We start from the raw sequence: 16,533 nt of genomic DNA, 5'->3' as shown, positions 1-16,533 counted from the left end.
CATATTTCATGTAATTTGAACGGGATACCCTCGAATCGGCTTTGATTTTCATATGAAGACGATTTGGGGGTCCGTTTTTGTGAGGGGAACTATGAGGCGATCCTATACCAAACTTATTTCGGCACTCGTAATCTTATCTGCCATCATCTGTTTTGCGGCAACAACGATAGGGGGCGGCTCCGATCAAACGGCTTCCGCCGAAGATCGCCCGCTTGACAGTGCAAGCTTAATGAAGCTGTCGTCTTCGTTCAAGAAAGGCAGCTACGATGAATATTTGTCCAAGCACAAAGACACTCCCGAGCCAAAGTCCGACATCCTGATAGAAGCCGAAAGCTTCAATGAGGCATCAGGCATGAATGCAGCCATTGTCGAGAACTACGAAGGCGAGCAAGGGAAGATGGTCTCGACGGAAGAGACGGGATCGATTTCATGGTCCGTGGACGTTGAGCAAAGCGGCTTATACCAGATCGAGATGAAGTATTTTACCGTGAAGGGCAAAGATTCGGACATCGAGAGAGGTCTGAAGATCGACGGGGAAACCCCTTTTAATGAAGCGAGAAGCCTTGTCTTCAGCCGCATTTGGAAGGATGAGAAGGCTGTATTTGACCGTGATGACAATGGCAATGATTTGGCGCCGAAGCAGATCGAAGTGTCAATGTGGCAGGAATCGCTGTTTGAAGATGCAAGCGGCTATTATGAGCAGCCCTATCAATTTTTTCTTAGTAAAGGGAAACATGAGCTGACGTTGACCTCCAGTAAAGAACCGCTGGTCATCGATTACCTGAAATTAACTAAGCCGAGTAAGACCATTGCCTACGATGAACTGGAGAAACAATACCAGCAGCATGGCTATACACCTGTCGAAGGCTCTTTTATGAAAATTCAAGGGGAAGCCTCTTCGCTGAAATCCACGCCAATGCTCCTCCCTTACAATGACCGCTCAAGCCCGGCTGTCGAGCCTTTCCACGCATCCAAGCTGCGTAACAATGCGATGGGCGGGTGGACCTGGCGTATGCCCGGACAGTGGATAGAATGGGAAGTCGAAGTGGAGAAGGACGGGTTATATCAAATCGCCTTCAAGAACCGGCAGAACTATTTGACTGCGATGTCGGCGCTGCGAACGCTGACGATCGACGGACGGCTTCCTTTCAAGGAAGCGCAGCGGATCGGTTTCGCATATGACCGCGATTGGCAGATGAAGGTACTGGGCAAGCAGAACGATAAGCCTTACTTGTTTTATATGACCGCGGGCAAACATACCATCCGGCTTGAAGTAACGCTTGGCGAGCTGGCGCCTGTGCTGCGGACCGTGGAGAACAGCGTGCTGAACCTGAATGCGATGTATCGGAAGGTCATTAGCTTTACGGGCGTCGTGCCGGATCAGTTCCGGGACTATGCGCTGGACAAGCGTATTCCGGAGATGGCTAACGTTTTCCGCGAGGAAAGCGACCGCCTCTATGCGATCGCGCGCATGATTCAAGGTCCCGAGGATGGGGGCAATGACCGTTCTGCCCTATTGAATACGCTGGCATATCAGTTGAAAGACATGGCGGATCGGCCGGATACGGTGCCAAGCCGAATCGATGCATTCAAGAGCAATGTCGGTGCACTGGGTACCTGGATGCTGATGATTAATGAACAGCCGGTTGCGATCGATTATTTAATCGTCTCGGAACCCGGTGCGGAGCTTCCGAGTCCGGAAGCGACAACCTGGGCAAAGTTCAAATCCAGCCTAGCTTCGTTCACCGCCTCGTTCTATGAGAACTATGACGATTTCAGCAGCAATGACGCAGGGGAGAAGGTCATTACCGTCTGGGTGACATCCGGACGCGACCAAGCGCAGATTCTGAAACGGTTGGTCGATGACAATTTCACCCATGACACGGGAATCAAAGTGAGCCTTAAGCTGGTTTCCGCGGATATATTGCTGCCTTCCACTGTAGCGGGCAAAGGTCCTGATGTTGCGCTGCAAGTAGGGAATGAGGTTCCGGTTAATTTCGCAACACGTAATGCGCTCCAGGATTTGTCCGTATTCTCTGACTTCCGTGAGGTTACCGAGCGGTTTAAGAGCAGCGTGATGGTGCCTTACGAGTACAACGAGAAGTATTATGGACTGCCTGAGCAGCAGACGTTCCCGGTATTGTTCTATCGGAAAGACATCATCGAAGATGAACTGCATCTGAAGATTCCCCAAACCTGGGACGATGTGTATGCCCTCATACCGGAGCTGCAGAAGCATAACCTGCAATTCGGATTGCCGCAGAGAGGTCTTAATGCGCAAGGGAATGATGTCGTTACGACCGATATCATTACGCTTCCGCCAAGCCCTACGTTTGCCATGCTGCTCTATCAGAATGACGGGCAGTTCTATAAGCATAATGATATGGCCACGGGATTGGACGAAGAAACGGCTGTCGAGCAGTTCAAGAAATGGACGGATCTGTACGTGAATTACAAGATTCCGATCCAGACTGATTTTGCGAACCGTTTCCGTACCGGCGAGATGCCAATCGGCATCGTGGATTATACGATGTATAACAAGCTATCCGTGTATGCACCGGAAATTAAGGGGCTCTGGGGATTTGCTCCTGTTCCCGGAACGAAGCAGCCCGATGGAACGATTCGTCGCGATGTGGGTACGGGAGGCACGGCAGCCGTCATGTTCGAGCATACGAATGACAAGGAATCGGCATGGTCCTTTATGAAATGGTGGACCTCCAAAGAAACGCAACTGGCGTTTGGCCGCGAGATGGAAGTTCGTTTAGGAACATCGGCCCGTTATCCGACCGCGAATATCGAGGCGCTGAAGCTGCTTTCATGGCCGGTCCAAGATTTAAACACGCTGCTCGAACAAATGGAATGGACGCGGGGGATTCCGGAAGTGCCCGGCGGGTATTTAACCGGCCGGAACATTGACAATGCCTTCCGCCGAGTAGTGGTGCAAGGCGAAGATCCGCGTGAAACGATGGACTTCTACGTTCGCTACATGAATGAAGAGATCAACGCCAGACGAAAAGAATTCAATCTTCCCTATGAGAAGTGAGGGGATTCCCAATTAGTGCGACGACGTTTAAGAAACTAAGCCATATCAAGACCGAGTTGGTCAAGAACAAGCATGCGCTTGTCTTGATGGCTCCCTATTTTCTAATCTTCACCGTGTTTACCGTCATACCGGTATTCATGTCGGTCCTTCTCAGCTTCACGTATTTCAATATGCTGGAATTTCCGCGATTTGTGGGCTGGGACAATTACGCGCAGCTGTTCGTTGCGGATGATGTGTTTCTCATTGCCGTAAAGAACACGTTCTTATTCGCCTTTATTACAGGTCCGATCAGCTATGTGGCTTGCTTTATTTTCGCATGGCTGATCAATGAATTGCCGCCTAAGCTGCGTGCAGTGCTGACGCTCATCCTGTACGCGCCATCCATCGCGGGGAATACCTATTTGATTTGGCAGACGCTGTTCTCCAGTGATTCCTACGGATTCATGAACTCGTTTCTGATGAAATGGGGCTTTATTCTGGAACCGATTCAATGGCTGCAGGATCCGCGGTATATGCTTCCGATTCTGATGGCCGTTCAATTGTGGCTCAGCTTAGGGACATCCTTCCTTGCCTTTATCGCCGGCTTGCAAAATGTCGATCGAACCTTGTATGAAGCGGGTGCGATCGACGGGATTCGGAATCGGTGGCAGGAGCTGTGGTTTATTACCCTTCCGGCGATGCGTCCGCAATTGATGTTCGGTGCCGTTATCCAGATTACATCGGCATTTGCGGTAGCCGAAATTTCGATTTATATGATCGGATTCCCGAGCGTGGATTATGCCGCTCATACGATCGTTACGCATTTGGTCGACTACGGAACCATCCGTTTCCAGATGGGTTATGCCTCGGCAATCGCGACGATATTGTTCGCGATTATGATGTTAACGAACTTGATTACGCAGAAGCTTCTGAAAAAAGTAGGTGAATAAGTCCGATGGCATTGAAGTTCCTATTGAGAAAACGGCTTAATCGCTCCTGGTCCGTCGATATTCTGCTCTTTATTCTGCTGGCAGGCGTCGCGGCATTTATGGCGGTTCCGCTGGTATATACGATTAACAGAGCCTTTATGCCGCTGGACGAAATTTTCGCATTCCCGCCAAGATTTATCGTGCGTCACCCGGAGATGAAAAATTTCACCGATCTAGTCGGCATCTTCGCGGACTCCTGGGTACCGTTCTCGCGGTATGTATTTAATACCTTCTTTATCGCGATAACGGGAACGACGGGGCATGTCATTATTGCTTCGGCAGCTGCCTATCCGCTTGCGAAGGTGAAATTCCCTTTCCGGAACGCGCTGTTCAGCCTTGTCGTCATGTCGCTTATGTTCACGCCTTACGTGACCCAGGTGCCGAACTATATGACGATCTCTTGGCTTGGCATGATCAATACGTACTGGGCGATCTTGCTTCCGGCATTCGGTTCCACACTGGGACTTTATTTGATGAAGCAGTTTATGGAACAAATTCCGGATGCTTTAATCGAAGCCGCCAAGATCGACGGCGCGACGGAATACCGGATATTCTGGCAAATTGTCATGCCAATCGTGAAACCGGCTTGGATGACGCTCATTATCTTCTCGCTGCAGAGCTTGTGGACGAACGGATCCGTAACGAGCCACAAATATATATACAGCGAACAGCTTCGTACGGTGGATGCCGTCTTCGGACAAATAGCAAGCGGGGGAATAGCAAGAACGGGCCCTGTTGCAGCTGTGACGCTGCTCATGATGTCTGTTCCGATTGCGGTATTCATCATCACGCAAAGCAAAGTCATTCAAACGATGTCTACATCGGGGCTGAAAGAGTAAGCAGGGGGGAGCCGGATTTTGACAGCCAAAAGAACGATCGTAACGTTAATGCTGGTTATGCTCATGCTCGGTGTATGCGCTCCTGCGTCCGCTGCCTCATCGGATGGGTATAACTACTCCTACTGGGGAGAAGCGGTGCCGGCGCCGGATCCATACCGCGCTGCTGAAGTCATCTACGGGCCGGATTTGAATATCGGACCCTTGGTTTCACCGCAGGATATGTATATTTCGAGTGCGGGCCTTATTTATATCGCGGATACAGGAAACAACCGAATTGTCGTGCTCGACAAGAACCTAGGCGTAGAGCGCGTTATCGCTGCATTCGACCATGCAGGCAAGCAAGATACATTTAATCAGCCCGAGGGGGTTTTCGCCGATGCGAAAGGCCATCTCTTCGTGGCAGATACGCAAAATCGCCGAATTATTGAGCTTACAGCCAAAGGCGAGTTTGTGCGCGAGATCAACGAGCCCAAATCGACGCTGATCCGGCAGGGGTTTCAATTTACGCCGATTAAACTGGTCGTTGATAAAGCGGAGAGGTTGTATCTGATCAGCCGCGGTTCTTATGAAGGGATCATGGAATTTGATTCCGATGGCGTGTTCAGCGGATTTATCGGAACGAACCGCGTGAAATTCAGTCCGATGGATCTGTTCTGGAAGCGGATCTCGACTAAGAAACAGCGCGATCAGATGGAGCAGTTTATTCCGCTGGAGTTCAATAATATCGCCATCGACAATGATGGTTTCATGTATACGACAACGGTGGAAGAAAACTCGAACAGTCCGATCAAGAAGCTGAATCCGTCCGGCGTCGATATTTTGCGGAGCAAAGGATATTTCCCGCCCAAAGGGGATATCGGCACATTGGAAGTGGGGAGCTTCCCGGGCAGCTCGATCTTCGTCGATGTCACACAGGATGTCGGCGGCATGTATAGTGCGCTGGATTCGAAGCGCGGACGTGTTTTCACGTATGACAAAGACGGTAATTTGCTCTACATGTTCGGCGGATTAGGCGCGGAGCAAGGGAAATTCCGTACGCCTTCGGCTATTGGCCTGCAGGGTGATCGCGTCATCGTACTGGATAAGGACAACAATCGGTTGACTGTTTTTGAGCCGACGCGTTACGGAAGTTTGATTCGGGATGCGGTTACTTCGCTCTACAACGGCAAAGTGGAGCAATCTACCAGCGCGTGGCAGCAAGTGCTTAAACTGAACAGCAACTTCGAGGTCGCGTACATCGGCATCGGAAAATCACTGCTGAAGCAAGGCGCTAACAAAGAAGCGATGGCGTATTTCGAGCTTGGCAACAACCGGGAGAACTATTCGGAGGCCTTCAAACGGTACCGAAAAGAGATCGTCATGGATCGTTTCGGTTCCATCGTGCTCAGCATCGCAGCTGCAATCGGTATCATTATCGCGATCGTTAAGCTTGCCAGAAGAAGGGCTGCGAGCGGCTATTATAAAGAAGTCGGCCCGCTCAAGAACCCGTTCTACACGATGCTGCATCCATTTAACGGCTTCTGGGAGATGAAGTTTGAGAAGCAGGGAAGAGTCAAGATCGCAGCCGTCATCTTGTTTTTACTCGTCTTGCTCACCATCGTGAAGCGACAGTACAGCGGATTCGTTGTCAATTTCAATAATCCCGCCGATCTGAACAGCATCAATGAACTGAAGTACATCCTACTGCCGTTCCTGCTCTGGTGTGTGGCCAACTGGTCGCTTACGACGCTCATGGACGGCGAAGGCAAATTCAAAGAAATTATAATGGCTACCGGGTACTCCTTGATGCCGTTTGTCATCCTTTATTTGCCGCAAACGCTGTACAGCAGAGTCATCACAGCTGACGAGAGCTCCTTTTATTATTTGCTGGACACCGTTGCGATTGTCTGGTTCATCGCATTGCTGTTCGTGGGCACGATGACGATTCATCAATACTCGGCTGGTAAAACGGTTCTAACGATGCTGCTTACGCTCGTTGTCATCGGGATCATGTTGTTCCTTGGCGTTCTGTTCTTCAGTATGCTGCAGCAGATGATCAGTTTCATTATGTCACTCTATCATGAGCTTTCGTTTAGAGGACGATGATTGCCGAGGAATCTTGTTTATTTGGAGGGGAACGGTTGTGATCAATAGAAAGCATGTCGTCATTGCTGCCCTCTGCGGATGCTTGGCAGCTGGCACTGCCATTATCAATTACGCTGATGGGGCTAACGCAAATGTCGGCTCAATAACGGGAGAAGCGACAGTAGGATCAACAGCTGCCGGTAGAGGAAAGTCATCGAATGGGGAAGTTTCCGTTGCCTCCTTGAATCCTGCTTCGGATACGGCTGTGCGTACGATAAACACACCAGAAGAGTTGAATGCACTTAATCAGATGGAGCAGGTATCGGAGACGGATGCGCTCGCATTATTCATCAATAAAGAAACAGCAGAGATAGCGGTGAAGGACAAACGAGACGGATATGTATGGTTCTCTAACCCGATCGGTCATCAGAAGGACACACTCGCTTCACCGCTTTATCAATCGGAGCTTTCTTCGCAGCTGCTGCTTACTTACTATAACGAGAAGGGCCAAGTCTATCGTTTCAACAGCCATGATGACAGCGTGGAGAAGAAACAGTTCGAGATTTCAGCCGCGAAGAACGGAGTGCGAATCGTTTACCGGTTCGGCAAAGCTTCCGGCGGTACCGAGAACATTCCGGCGGTGATCAGCGAGGAACGGTTCCAGAAGCTCATCTTGGACAAGCTGCCCGATGACGATGCTCGTAAGCAGGTCACCTATAAGTTCCGTCTCAATCCGGAGAAACAGGTCTATGAGATCCGTAATTTGCAGGATAACGTGAAGCAAGAGCTTGCAGGTTATCTGACCCAAGCGGGATATTCAAAGGAAGATGCTGCTCAGGATAACCAGGAGAACGGCGCTGAAGCGGCAGCTTCCGACGAGCAGGCCGCGTTTACGATACCGGTTGAATATGCCTTGGACGCGGATCAATTCGTTGTCTCCATCGCGGCGAAGGATGTCCGCTATAGTCCGGAATTTCCGCTTGCCTCCGTCCAGGTGCTGAAGCATTTCGGGGCGGCAACGGATAAGAAGCAGGGATATATCTTCGTTCCGGATGGTTCAGGCGCATTGATTCAATTGAACAACAAGAAATTAAGCGCGGAGCCTTTCAACATGCCGGTTTACGGTGAGGACGGAACGTTCGATGTGAAGGAGCGCGTGGTGACCAGCTCTCCGGTCCGATTGCCCGTGTTTGGCTTAAAGCAGAATGATCATGCAGTGCTGGGCATTATCGAGGACGGAGACGCGTTGTCCAGCGTGCTCGCCGATATTAGCGGCAGACATGATAGCTATAATACTGTCAATTCCGAGTTTCAATTTGTCGCGATGGACTATTATACGCTCAGCTCAGGGACGAAGACCAGCTCTGTTCCCATGTTCCAACAGCAGCCTTATCAAGGAGATCTTCGCGTCCGCTACAGCTTCCTCTCCGGCAGTGCTGCCGATTATGTTGGGATGGCAGGTGCGTATCGGAATTATTTAATCGATAAGCACAAGCTGAAGAAGCTCGATGAACAGGCCAATGCGCCTTTCATTCTTGAGGTTGAAGGGGCGTTCCGCAAGAAGAAATCATTCCTTGGCATTCCTTATTCGGCAACGGAATCGTTAACGACGTATGACGAAGCAGGCTCCATGCTTAAACTGCTGAAAACGCAGGGAATCGATACGATAGCGCTGCGTTATGTAGGCTGGTTTAACGATGGCATCCGTCACAGCTCACCGAAAGATGTCGAGCTCGAAGGGGCGCTCGGAGGCAAGAAAGGGCTTCAACGTCTGATCGATTTCACGAAACAGAATGGGATCGGCTTGTATCCGGACGTGGCATTCCTTGAGAAATATAAAGGAGCCAAAGACAGCGCGGACTTGCTTGATCGCCGCAGCGCAGCTGTCTATAATTACAATCCGGTCATGTACGTGCAAGACGGAGATTCATTCTCGCATTACAAATTGTCCCCGAACAAGCTTCCGAGCACGGTGGACGCCTTTATGGACGATTATGCGAAGTTTGGGATAAGCGGCTTATCGTTGCGGGATATGGGGAATGAAGTGAATTCCGACTTTAACCCGCAAGCATCGGTCGACCGTCAGGCAGCACGAAATACGATCTTGCATGAAACGGACAAGTTGAAGCAGCAAAACGGCAGGCTCATGATAAGCGGAGGTAATGCTTACACCCTTCCATATGCCGATGTCGTGGTCAATGCACCTACTTCCAGCAATCGATTAAACATTACCGATGAGGATGTCATGTTCTATCAAATTGCTCTTCACGGTTATGTGGATCTGGCCGGTGCGCCGTTCAATATGGATGCGTATCAGAACCCGCGCGCTTCCATGCTCAAGGCGCTGGAAACGGGCTCGAACATATATTACGCTTGGTACTATAACGAAGCATCGGTTGTCAAAGATACCGCTTATAACGATTTGTACGCTCTTCATTATGCGGATTGGTTGGACGAAGCAGCCAAATTATACAACGAGGCGAACCCCATATTGAAGCAAGTGCGTAATCAGGTCATTACCGGCCATCGCAATCTTGCTGATCGAGTCGTGGAGACGACGTTCGAGAATGGCATGACGATTATCGTGAACTATAATCAAACGGCAGTACAGGTGAACGGCATGGAGATCGGCGCCGAAAGCTACCGGGTAGGCGGTGAATGACGATGTTTAAGAAACCAATGACACTAAAACAGAAAAATGCATGGTTCGGTGTTCTGTTTGCATCGCCGCTCATGTTCGGGATGATCCTGCTGTTCATTTTGCCGTTGATTCAATCGTTTCGTTACAGCTTAAGCTCCCTTGATATGGTCGAAGGAGGCTTTGATGTAACCTACGAAGGCTTCGAAAATTATTCGAGCCTATTCACTTCCAATCCGGACTTCCCTCGGACCTTGGCGGAGTCGATCGGAAACATGGTCGTGAACGTGCCGCTCATTCTAATTTTCAGTTTGTTTGCAGCAGTGCTGCTCAATCAGAAGTTTGTAGGGCGTCCGTTCGCCAGAGCGATCTTCTTCCTGCCGGTCATTCTGGCCTCCAGCGCAATCGCGAATCTGGATATCAGCAGCTTTGTCGGCGGCGGCGCGATTCCGGCAGGCAATGGAGGTGAGGGGGGATCGAATGCCCTGCAAAGCTTCGAGCTAAGTAAAATGATGATCGAGTCGGGTCTGTCGCCGGTTATCGTGAATTATATTACAGGTGCGGTGGATCGGATTTACGAGATTATCAGCTCATCCGGCGTGCAAATTCTTATTTTCTTAGCCGGCTTGCAATCGATCTCTCCTTCCTTGTACGAGGCCTCCAAGATCGAAGGCGCGACAGGGTACGAGAGCTTCTGGAAAATTACGTTTCCGATGGTTACGCCGCTTATTCTAACGAACATGGTCTATTCGATAACCGATACGTTCAGCAGCAACCAGATCAACTTGTTGATCTCGGAAACAGCCTTCAAAGTATTCGATTTCGGTCTTAGCGCCGCGATGTCGTGGGTGTTCTTCCTATGCGTCGGCCTGATACTTGCCGTCTCAGTCGGCCTGATCTCACGCAAAGTGTTCTACTATGACTAAATGGGGAGGTGAGTCGATGAAATCGCCTACAGCTTACGCCGATTTATTCGTAAGACGGTACAATCCGGTGGAGAAAACGAAAGGATTCGTATGGAGATTGATACGAGCTGTCCTCATTCTCGGGTTTTGTTTCGTCATTTTGTTTCCGCTATTCTTGCGGATCTCCATCGCATTTCGCAGCAAGGTCGATATCTACGATCCGACTGTGCTCTGGATTCCGAGGCATTTTACGCTCGATAATTTCAAAATCGCCATGGAGTCCGCGCATTACTTGACTTCATTGCTGAATACGCTCTATATCACATCCAGTACGACCATTATCCAAATGGCGTCCTGCACGCTGGCTGCCTATGCGTTTGCGCGACTGAAGTTTAAAGGCAGCGAGATCTTATTCGCGCTCGTCATCTTTACCATTGTTGTGCCGCCGCAAACGATTATGATTCCGCTTTACTTGACGTATCGGTACTTTGATCTGTTTGGTCTCATTCATTTGTTTACAGGCAAGAAAGGGCTGAATTTGATCGATACCTTCTGGCCGTTTATTATTTCGGCGGGGACGGCGATGGGACTCAAGAACGGTCTCTATATCTATATTTTCCGGCAGTTCTTTAGAGGGATTCCGAAGGAAGTCGAGGAAGCTGCATTGGTTGACGGAGCAGGGGTGCTTCGCACGTTCTCCCGCATCATGCTGCCCAACGCCATTCCCGCCATCATTACGGTGCTTCTGTTCTCCTTCGTCTGGCAATGGAATGACAGCTATTACGTCAGCTTGTTCTTGAAGCAAGTGAAAGTGCTGTCCACAAGCCTCATGGATATGGGCGTTGGCCTTAAAGAACCGGACCCCGTATACACGTCAATGCTGCTTAATACCGGGGTACTCCTGACGATCGCGCCGCTTATTGCCATGTACCTGTTTGTGCAGCGATACTTTGTGGAAAGCGTGGAGCGGACCGGGATTACGGGCTAGTCCGTAATTCGTATAAAATCTGTTGGATTAGTAAGACAATAATAGCTATACTGAAAAAAATAGAACTAATTAGGCTGAGGTGTGAATTCTGTGCTGAGCGATAATAAGCCGTTATACAGTCAAATACTCGGGGTTTTGCGCGAACGCATCTCTCAAGGGGAATACGTCACCGGTCAGCAGCTTCCAACGGAACTTGAGCTAGCGGAGCAGTTCGGCGTCAGCCGCATTACATCCAAACGTGCATTGATTGAACTCGAAAGAGAAGGTCTGATCTATCGCAGAAGGGGCAGCGGCAGCTTCGTGAAGAAACAAGATGAAGCCCGTCCTGAAACGGAAGTGAGGGAGGCCGCTCCCTCCAGCCGAATCGTTTCCATGATCCTTCCTTTTGTTACCGCTCACAATACGCTCGAGCATATGCAGGGTGCGGCCAAATACGTCGAATCCAAAGGATATTACCTCAGTATCCATAACAGCGACTGGAGCAGTGAACGTGAGCGCGAGTTGCTGCATTCGCTCCCTAAACGAGGTACGTCAGGCATTATTTTATACCCGGTCAGCACGCAAAAGAATTTGGATGTTGTCCATGCGCTTCATCTCAGCGAATATCCGATCGTAACCGTCGACCAATATTACAGCTTGCTGACCATGGGAAGCGCGGTATCGGATAATTATGCGGGTGGTTACCAAGCGGCATCCAAGCTGATTGAACTGGGGCATTCGCGTATCGCTTTCATCTCCACGATCGGCATTCAGTACCGCAGTACGGTTCGTGACCGCTTCTTCGGATATAGTAAAGCGCTTACGGATAACGGACTACCGGTGGATATTGAGCTGATCTTCAGCGACTTGCCGCGGGAAGCGGAGGGGGCTCCGGCGACTCGGCGCGAATTCTACAAGGATTTGCTTGGGAAATTGATGAAGCTGCGCGTGACGGCGATTCAAACCGAACATGATATGGTCGCTTATGACTGTTCGAAGGCGGCTATTGATTTGGGGATCAAAATTCCGGAGGAACTGTCGATTGTAGGCTTCGATAACAACGATATGTCGCAGCAAGGCGATATTCAGATTACGACCATCGAGCAAAATTACGATGAAATCGGAAAACGCGCTGCAATGATGATTATCGATCAATTGGAGAACCATGTTATACAACGGGAACGTGCTGTTATTCCGGTCAAATGGATCCCAAGACAGTCGATCGGGCAAGGGCCGGACCTGAATGACTAAGAGCAGGTCCGATGTTCGCCTTCTTGTGAGCTTGATGCTCTCAAGGAGGCTTTTTTGCATTTAAGATATACTCTGTGGAATTATAGATGTCATTTGTTATATCTAATATTTACACTTTTGGCAAATGAACGGTATAATAAGAGAGGAAAATGATTGTAATGATTGAAGAAGATATAACATAATATAGGCTGGAGGCCAGATTCATGAATCTCAGCGGAGTACCGGAACCACACATCAAGAAGTATTCACCCGAGCATTACCTATGCCGAAGAGCGACAAAGCCGCTCGTGCTGGATGGCAGACTGGATAAATCGTTTTGGGCGGATGCGCCTTGGACGGCTGATTTTGTCGATATCGAAGGGGACCTGAGACCAAAGCCAAGTAAACAGACGAGAGTCAAGATGTTATGGGATGACGAGTATTTCTATTTCGGTGCCGAATTGGTGGAAGACCAAATCTGGGCTACGCTTACGGAGCGGGACTCCGTGATCTTCTACGATAACGACTTTGAGATTTTCATTGATCCTGACGGTGATTCGCACCACTATTACGAATTTGAAATCAATGCTTTGAACACCGTTTGGGATTTGCTGCTTGTGAAGCCGTACCGTGATGGCGGCCCGGCCGTTAACGCATGGGACATCGCCGGCTTGAAAACAGCGGTTCATATCGATGGAGAACTGGGCAATCCACTCGCTGCCAATCGCAGCTGGAGCGTCGAAGTGGCCATGCCGTGGAAGAGCCTGCTGGAATGTGCCTCTGAGGGACGCCGTCCGACAGCCGGACAATTCTGGCGCGTGAATTTTTCTCGCGTGGAATGGCAGGCAGAAGTGAGAGACGGACGTTATGAGAAAGTGATCAACCCTGCTACCGGCAAGTCATTCCCGGAAGACAATTGGGTGTGGTCGCCGATGGGAATCGTCAATATGCATTACCCGGAATTGTGGGGGTATGTTGTATTTGCCGGAGAAGAGGGCGCCGATAGCTTTGCACTTCCGCAGGATGAAACGATCAAGTGGCAGCTGCGCAAGTTGTATTATCGTCAACGCAACCATTTTGCGGAATCCGGTGTGTTTAGCGAGGACCTGTCCCTGCTAATGGGGGAGGACACATGGATGATTCAACCTCAAATCGAACGGACTTCGCGGTTCTTTCAAATGTCCGCGCCTTCGGTAGATGGCGGCTCGACCTATTACATTCGTGAAGATGGGAAGCTATGGAAGGAGTGAGGGGAGATGTCCTTAACAGCGGCAGGTTGTTCATTAGATGAAGAAACACGCATCACGATCGAGCGCAAGTTCAAGGAGAAGGAGCAGCTTGCCAGCGCGAGGAAGACAGAGCTGTTTAGCGTATTTGAGGAAGAGCTCAGCGAGGAAGAACGATTGGCGCTCAAGTTTCTTTACGCCTATATGCCGCTGAACGACCTGGCTGATTACGAGGGCAGCCTGTTTCTGAGCCATGTCCGGAAGACATTGGAGATTCGCCGTGAGATGCCTTGGGGCAATCGGGTGCCCGATCATCTGTTTCTTCATTTTGTACTCCCGTACCGCGTTAACAATGAGAACATTGAGGACAGCCGCGGTATTTTGTTCGATGAGCTGTACAGTCGTGTGAAGCTTCTATCCATGGGAGACGCGATCTTGGAAACGAATCATTGGTGCTACGAGAAAGCGACGTACATCGGCAATGATCCTCGCACAGTTTCACCACTGACACTGATTCGTACAACGCTGGGGCGGTGCGGGGAAGAGTCGACTTTAGCCGTTGCCGCGCTGCGCAGCCTTTGCATTCCGGCGAGGCAGTGCTATACGCCGCGCTGGGCACATTCGGACTCCAACCATGCCTGGGTTGAAGCTTGGGCGGATGGCAGCTGGCACTTTATCGGGGCATGTGAGCCTGAACCTCGCCTCAATGAAGGATGGTTCAGCGGTCCGGCTCGTAGAGCGATGCTCATTAACACGCGTGTTCCTTCGCAATATCCGGGGCCGGAATCGATAACGCTCGCGCATGAATGGTACACCGAAATAAATTTGCTGGATGGCTATGCACCATGCCGCAACATTGTTGTTCGTATCCGTGACAGTGAAGGTCAGCCGGTTTCAGGCGCTGCCGTATCGTTCCAAGTGTATAATTTCGCTGAATTCACACCGATCGCCAAACTAACGACAGATGCTAGGGGCGAAGTTACGCTAACGACAGGATTTGGAGATCTGCTTGTCCGTGCCGTAGAGGGTTCAAGATGGGGCGAAAGCAAATTATCTGTATCGGAACAAGACGCGTTTACGATCACAATCGATGAATATGAGCAGCAAGATGGCATCACCGAATTCGATATGGTTCCTCCGCCGGAGCTGCCTGCCGATGAGGCTTCTGCAGTAACAGACGAGGTGCTTCAACAGCACCGCAGCCGCATGCAGCAAGGAGCAGCAATCCGTAAACGCTTCGCGGATACGTTTGTCAGTGAGTCGCGCGCAGGCGAGATTGCTTTGGATCTTGACCTTCCGGCAGAGCGCGTATGGCAGGTTCTTCGCAAGGCGCGTGGGAACAGCCATGAAATCGCTGCTTTTCTTCAGGAGCAAACAGAAACGTATGGAGAATGGCCGCTGCGCCTGTTAGAGAGCTTAAACGAGAAAGATTTGACCGATACGTTCCGCCCTGCGCTGTTCGATCATTTGAAAGGCTCGCTGCCTTATGCGGACTTATACGATGTTGAATTGTTCTCGCGTTACGTGCTTTGTCCACGTGTCTTGTTCGAAATGATTGGTCCGTATAAGCAGTTTTTCCAAGAAACGTTGCTTGCCGCGGATATCGCGGACTATCGGCTGGCTCCATCCGGGCTTGTCAGCCATCTGCTGGAGAAGTTTGAGGTTGTCGAGGATATGACGTACTATCAGGGATCCGCGATGCCTGCCGGCAGTTATCGCCTACTGAAGGGTGATCGGATATCGCGTGACATTCTGTTCGTGGCGCTCTGCCGCAGCATCGGTATTCCGGCGCGGCTTCACCCAAGCGAGCGTAAGCCGCAGTACTGGATGAATGCCGTCTGGCATGATGCCTGTTTTGAACAAGTAAGCAAGCTTACACCGGCTGCAGGAATTGGTAGGGTGCTTCTTAAGCGTAATCCGGGAGCTCCGGCCGAGGCGGAAGAGGCGGCCTATTTCCGCAACTTCTCCTTTGCAAGACTGGAGAATGGCTGGTACCAATCGTTATTTTATCCGCATGGCCAAACCAATGTATACGATCAGCCGTTTGAGCTCGAAGCGGGTAGCTATCGCATGACTGCCGGAACAAGACTGAAGGACGGTTCCGTGCTGGTTCGTTTTACTTATTTCACAGTGCCGGATGGCATGCATGGGGAATTGCCCCTGTCATTCAGGTATCCCGTCACTGAAGTGCCAGTCATTGGTGAGGTCGATTCGGCTTGGAGGTTTACTCGCCGTGATGGAACCCATGCATCAATGGATGAATTAACTCGCGGGAGAAATGCAGTGCTGGCATGGATTGAGCCGGAACGCGAGCCTTCCAAGCATTTGCTCCGCGAGATCAAAGAGCTGGCAAGCGGCTATGATGCTCTTGGCATGCCTATTATTTTGGCTGTCCCCGAGGAAGGGTGGACGGCATCCTTCGATCCCGCTGCTTATGAAGGTTTCCTTGCCGACGTTACCTTTGTTCGCGATCGTGACTTAGTCATTCAGCAGGCAGCCGGAAAACTGCCGGGAACGGATACGGGGGCTCTGCCATTCGTATTGGTCGTAGATAGTGAAGGCAGAATTCGATATACCACGGCCGGCTATAAACTGGGTATCGGTAGAGAAGTACTTCAAACAGGGATTCGGTTAAGCCAACAGAAATGAGGAG

The 16,533-nt window shown here is 50.4% G+C and carries 10 protein-coding genes; all 10 read left to right on the top strand.

Going from position 1 to position 16,533, the window contains the following annotated elements; all coding sequences use genetic code 11:
• Positions 1-91: 91 nt before the first annotated feature.
• A complete protein-coding gene (locus I8J30_RS00865; RefSeq protein WP_210654592.1) occupies positions 92-3,043 on the top strand; it encodes an extracellular solute-binding protein in 2,952 nt (983 codons plus the stop codon).
• Positions 3,040-3,972 carry a carbohydrate ABC transporter permease gene (locus tag I8J30_RS00860; protein ID WP_338044757.1) on the top strand — a complete coding sequence of 311 codons (933 nt, stop codon included), beginning with the start codon at positions 3,040-3,042 and terminating at the stop codon, positions 3,970-3,972. Before I8J30_RS00865 ends, I8J30_RS00860 begins: the two co-directional genes overlap by 4 nt.
• Before the next feature lie 5 nt (positions 3,973-3,977).
• Positions 3,978-4,850 carry a carbohydrate ABC transporter permease gene (locus I8J30_RS00855; RefSeq protein ID WP_091215166.1) on the top strand — a complete coding sequence of 291 codons (873 nt, stop codon included), beginning with the start codon at positions 3,978-3,980 and terminating at the stop codon, positions 4,848-4,850.
• 18 nt (positions 4,851-4,868) lie between these two features.
• Entirely contained in the window at positions 4,869-6,935 is a 2,067-nt protein-coding gene (locus I8J30_RS00850; protein WP_240547725.1) for a YIP1 family protein, read from the top strand.
• 37 nt (positions 6,936-6,972) lie between these two features.
• Positions 6,973-9,576 carry a DUF5696 domain-containing protein gene (locus tag I8J30_RS00845; RefSeq protein WP_210654590.1) on the top strand — a complete coding sequence of 868 codons (2,604 nt, stop codon included), beginning with the start codon at positions 6,973-6,975 and terminating at the stop codon, positions 9,574-9,576.
• 2 nt (positions 9,577-9,578) lie between these two features.
• Positions 9,579-10,478: a carbohydrate ABC transporter permease gene (locus I8J30_RS00840; RefSeq protein WP_210654588.1), complete on the top strand. Its 900-nt coding sequence runs from the start codon at positions 9,579-9,581 to the stop codon at positions 10,476-10,478.
• A 16-nt stretch (positions 10,479-10,494) separates the two neighbouring features.
• Positions 10,495-11,445, top strand: a complete 951-nt coding sequence (locus I8J30_RS00835) for a carbohydrate ABC transporter permease (RefSeq protein WP_210654586.1) — start codon at positions 10,495-10,497, stop codon at positions 11,443-11,445.
• Between the two features lie 90 nt (positions 11,446-11,535).
• Positions 11,536-12,675 (top strand): GntR family transcriptional regulator, encoded by a 1,140-nt coding sequence (locus I8J30_RS00830; RefSeq protein ID WP_338044756.1) that lies wholly within the window; start codon positions 11,536-11,538, stop codon positions 12,673-12,675.
• Between the two features lie 203 nt (positions 12,676-12,878).
• On the top strand, positions 12,879-13,904 hold the full coding sequence (locus tag I8J30_RS00825; protein WP_210654582.1) for a carbohydrate-binding family 9-like protein: 1,026 nt from the start codon (positions 12,879-12,881) through the stop codon (positions 13,902-13,904).
• Positions 13,905-13,910: 6 nt separating this feature from the next.
• A complete protein-coding gene (locus I8J30_RS00820) occupies positions 13,911-16,529 on the top strand; it encodes a transglutaminase domain-containing protein (RefSeq protein WP_210654580.1) in 2,619 nt (872 codons plus the stop codon).
• Positions 16,530-16,533: the final 4 nt, after the last annotated feature.

Origin of the sequence: Paenibacillus lignilyticus (genome assembly GCF_017942085.1) — a bacterium.
GTDB classification, from domain to species: domain Bacteria; phylum Bacillota; class Bacilli; order Paenibacillales; family Paenibacillaceae; genus Paenibacillus_Z; species Paenibacillus_Z lignilyticus.
This window is presented reverse-complemented; position numbering and strand designations above follow the sequence as displayed.

Excerpts from the sequence above, each read along its gene's own strand:
- I8J30_RS00865 (WP_210654592.1), top strand. The coding sequence starts at position 92 with ATGAGGCGATCCTATACCAAACTTATTTCGGCACTCGTAATCTTATCT.
- I8J30_RS00855 (WP_091215166.1), top strand. The coding sequence starts at position 3,978 with ATGGCATTGAAGTTCCTATTGAGAAAACGGCTTAATCGCTCCTGGTCC.
- I8J30_RS00840 (WP_210654588.1), top strand. The coding sequence starts at position 9,579 with ATGTTTAAGAAACCAATGACACTAAAACAGAAAAATGCATGGTTCGGT.
- I8J30_RS00835 (WP_210654586.1), top strand. The coding sequence starts at position 10,495 with ATGAAATCGCCTACAGCTTACGCCGATTTATTCGTAAGACGGTACAAT.
- I8J30_RS00825 (WP_210654582.1), top strand. The coding sequence starts at position 12,879 with ATGAATCTCAGCGGAGTACCGGAACCACACATCAAGAAGTATTCACCC.
- I8J30_RS00820 (WP_210654580.1), top strand. The coding sequence starts at position 13,911 with ATGTCCTTAACAGCGGCAGGTTGTTCATTAGATGAAGAAACACGCATC.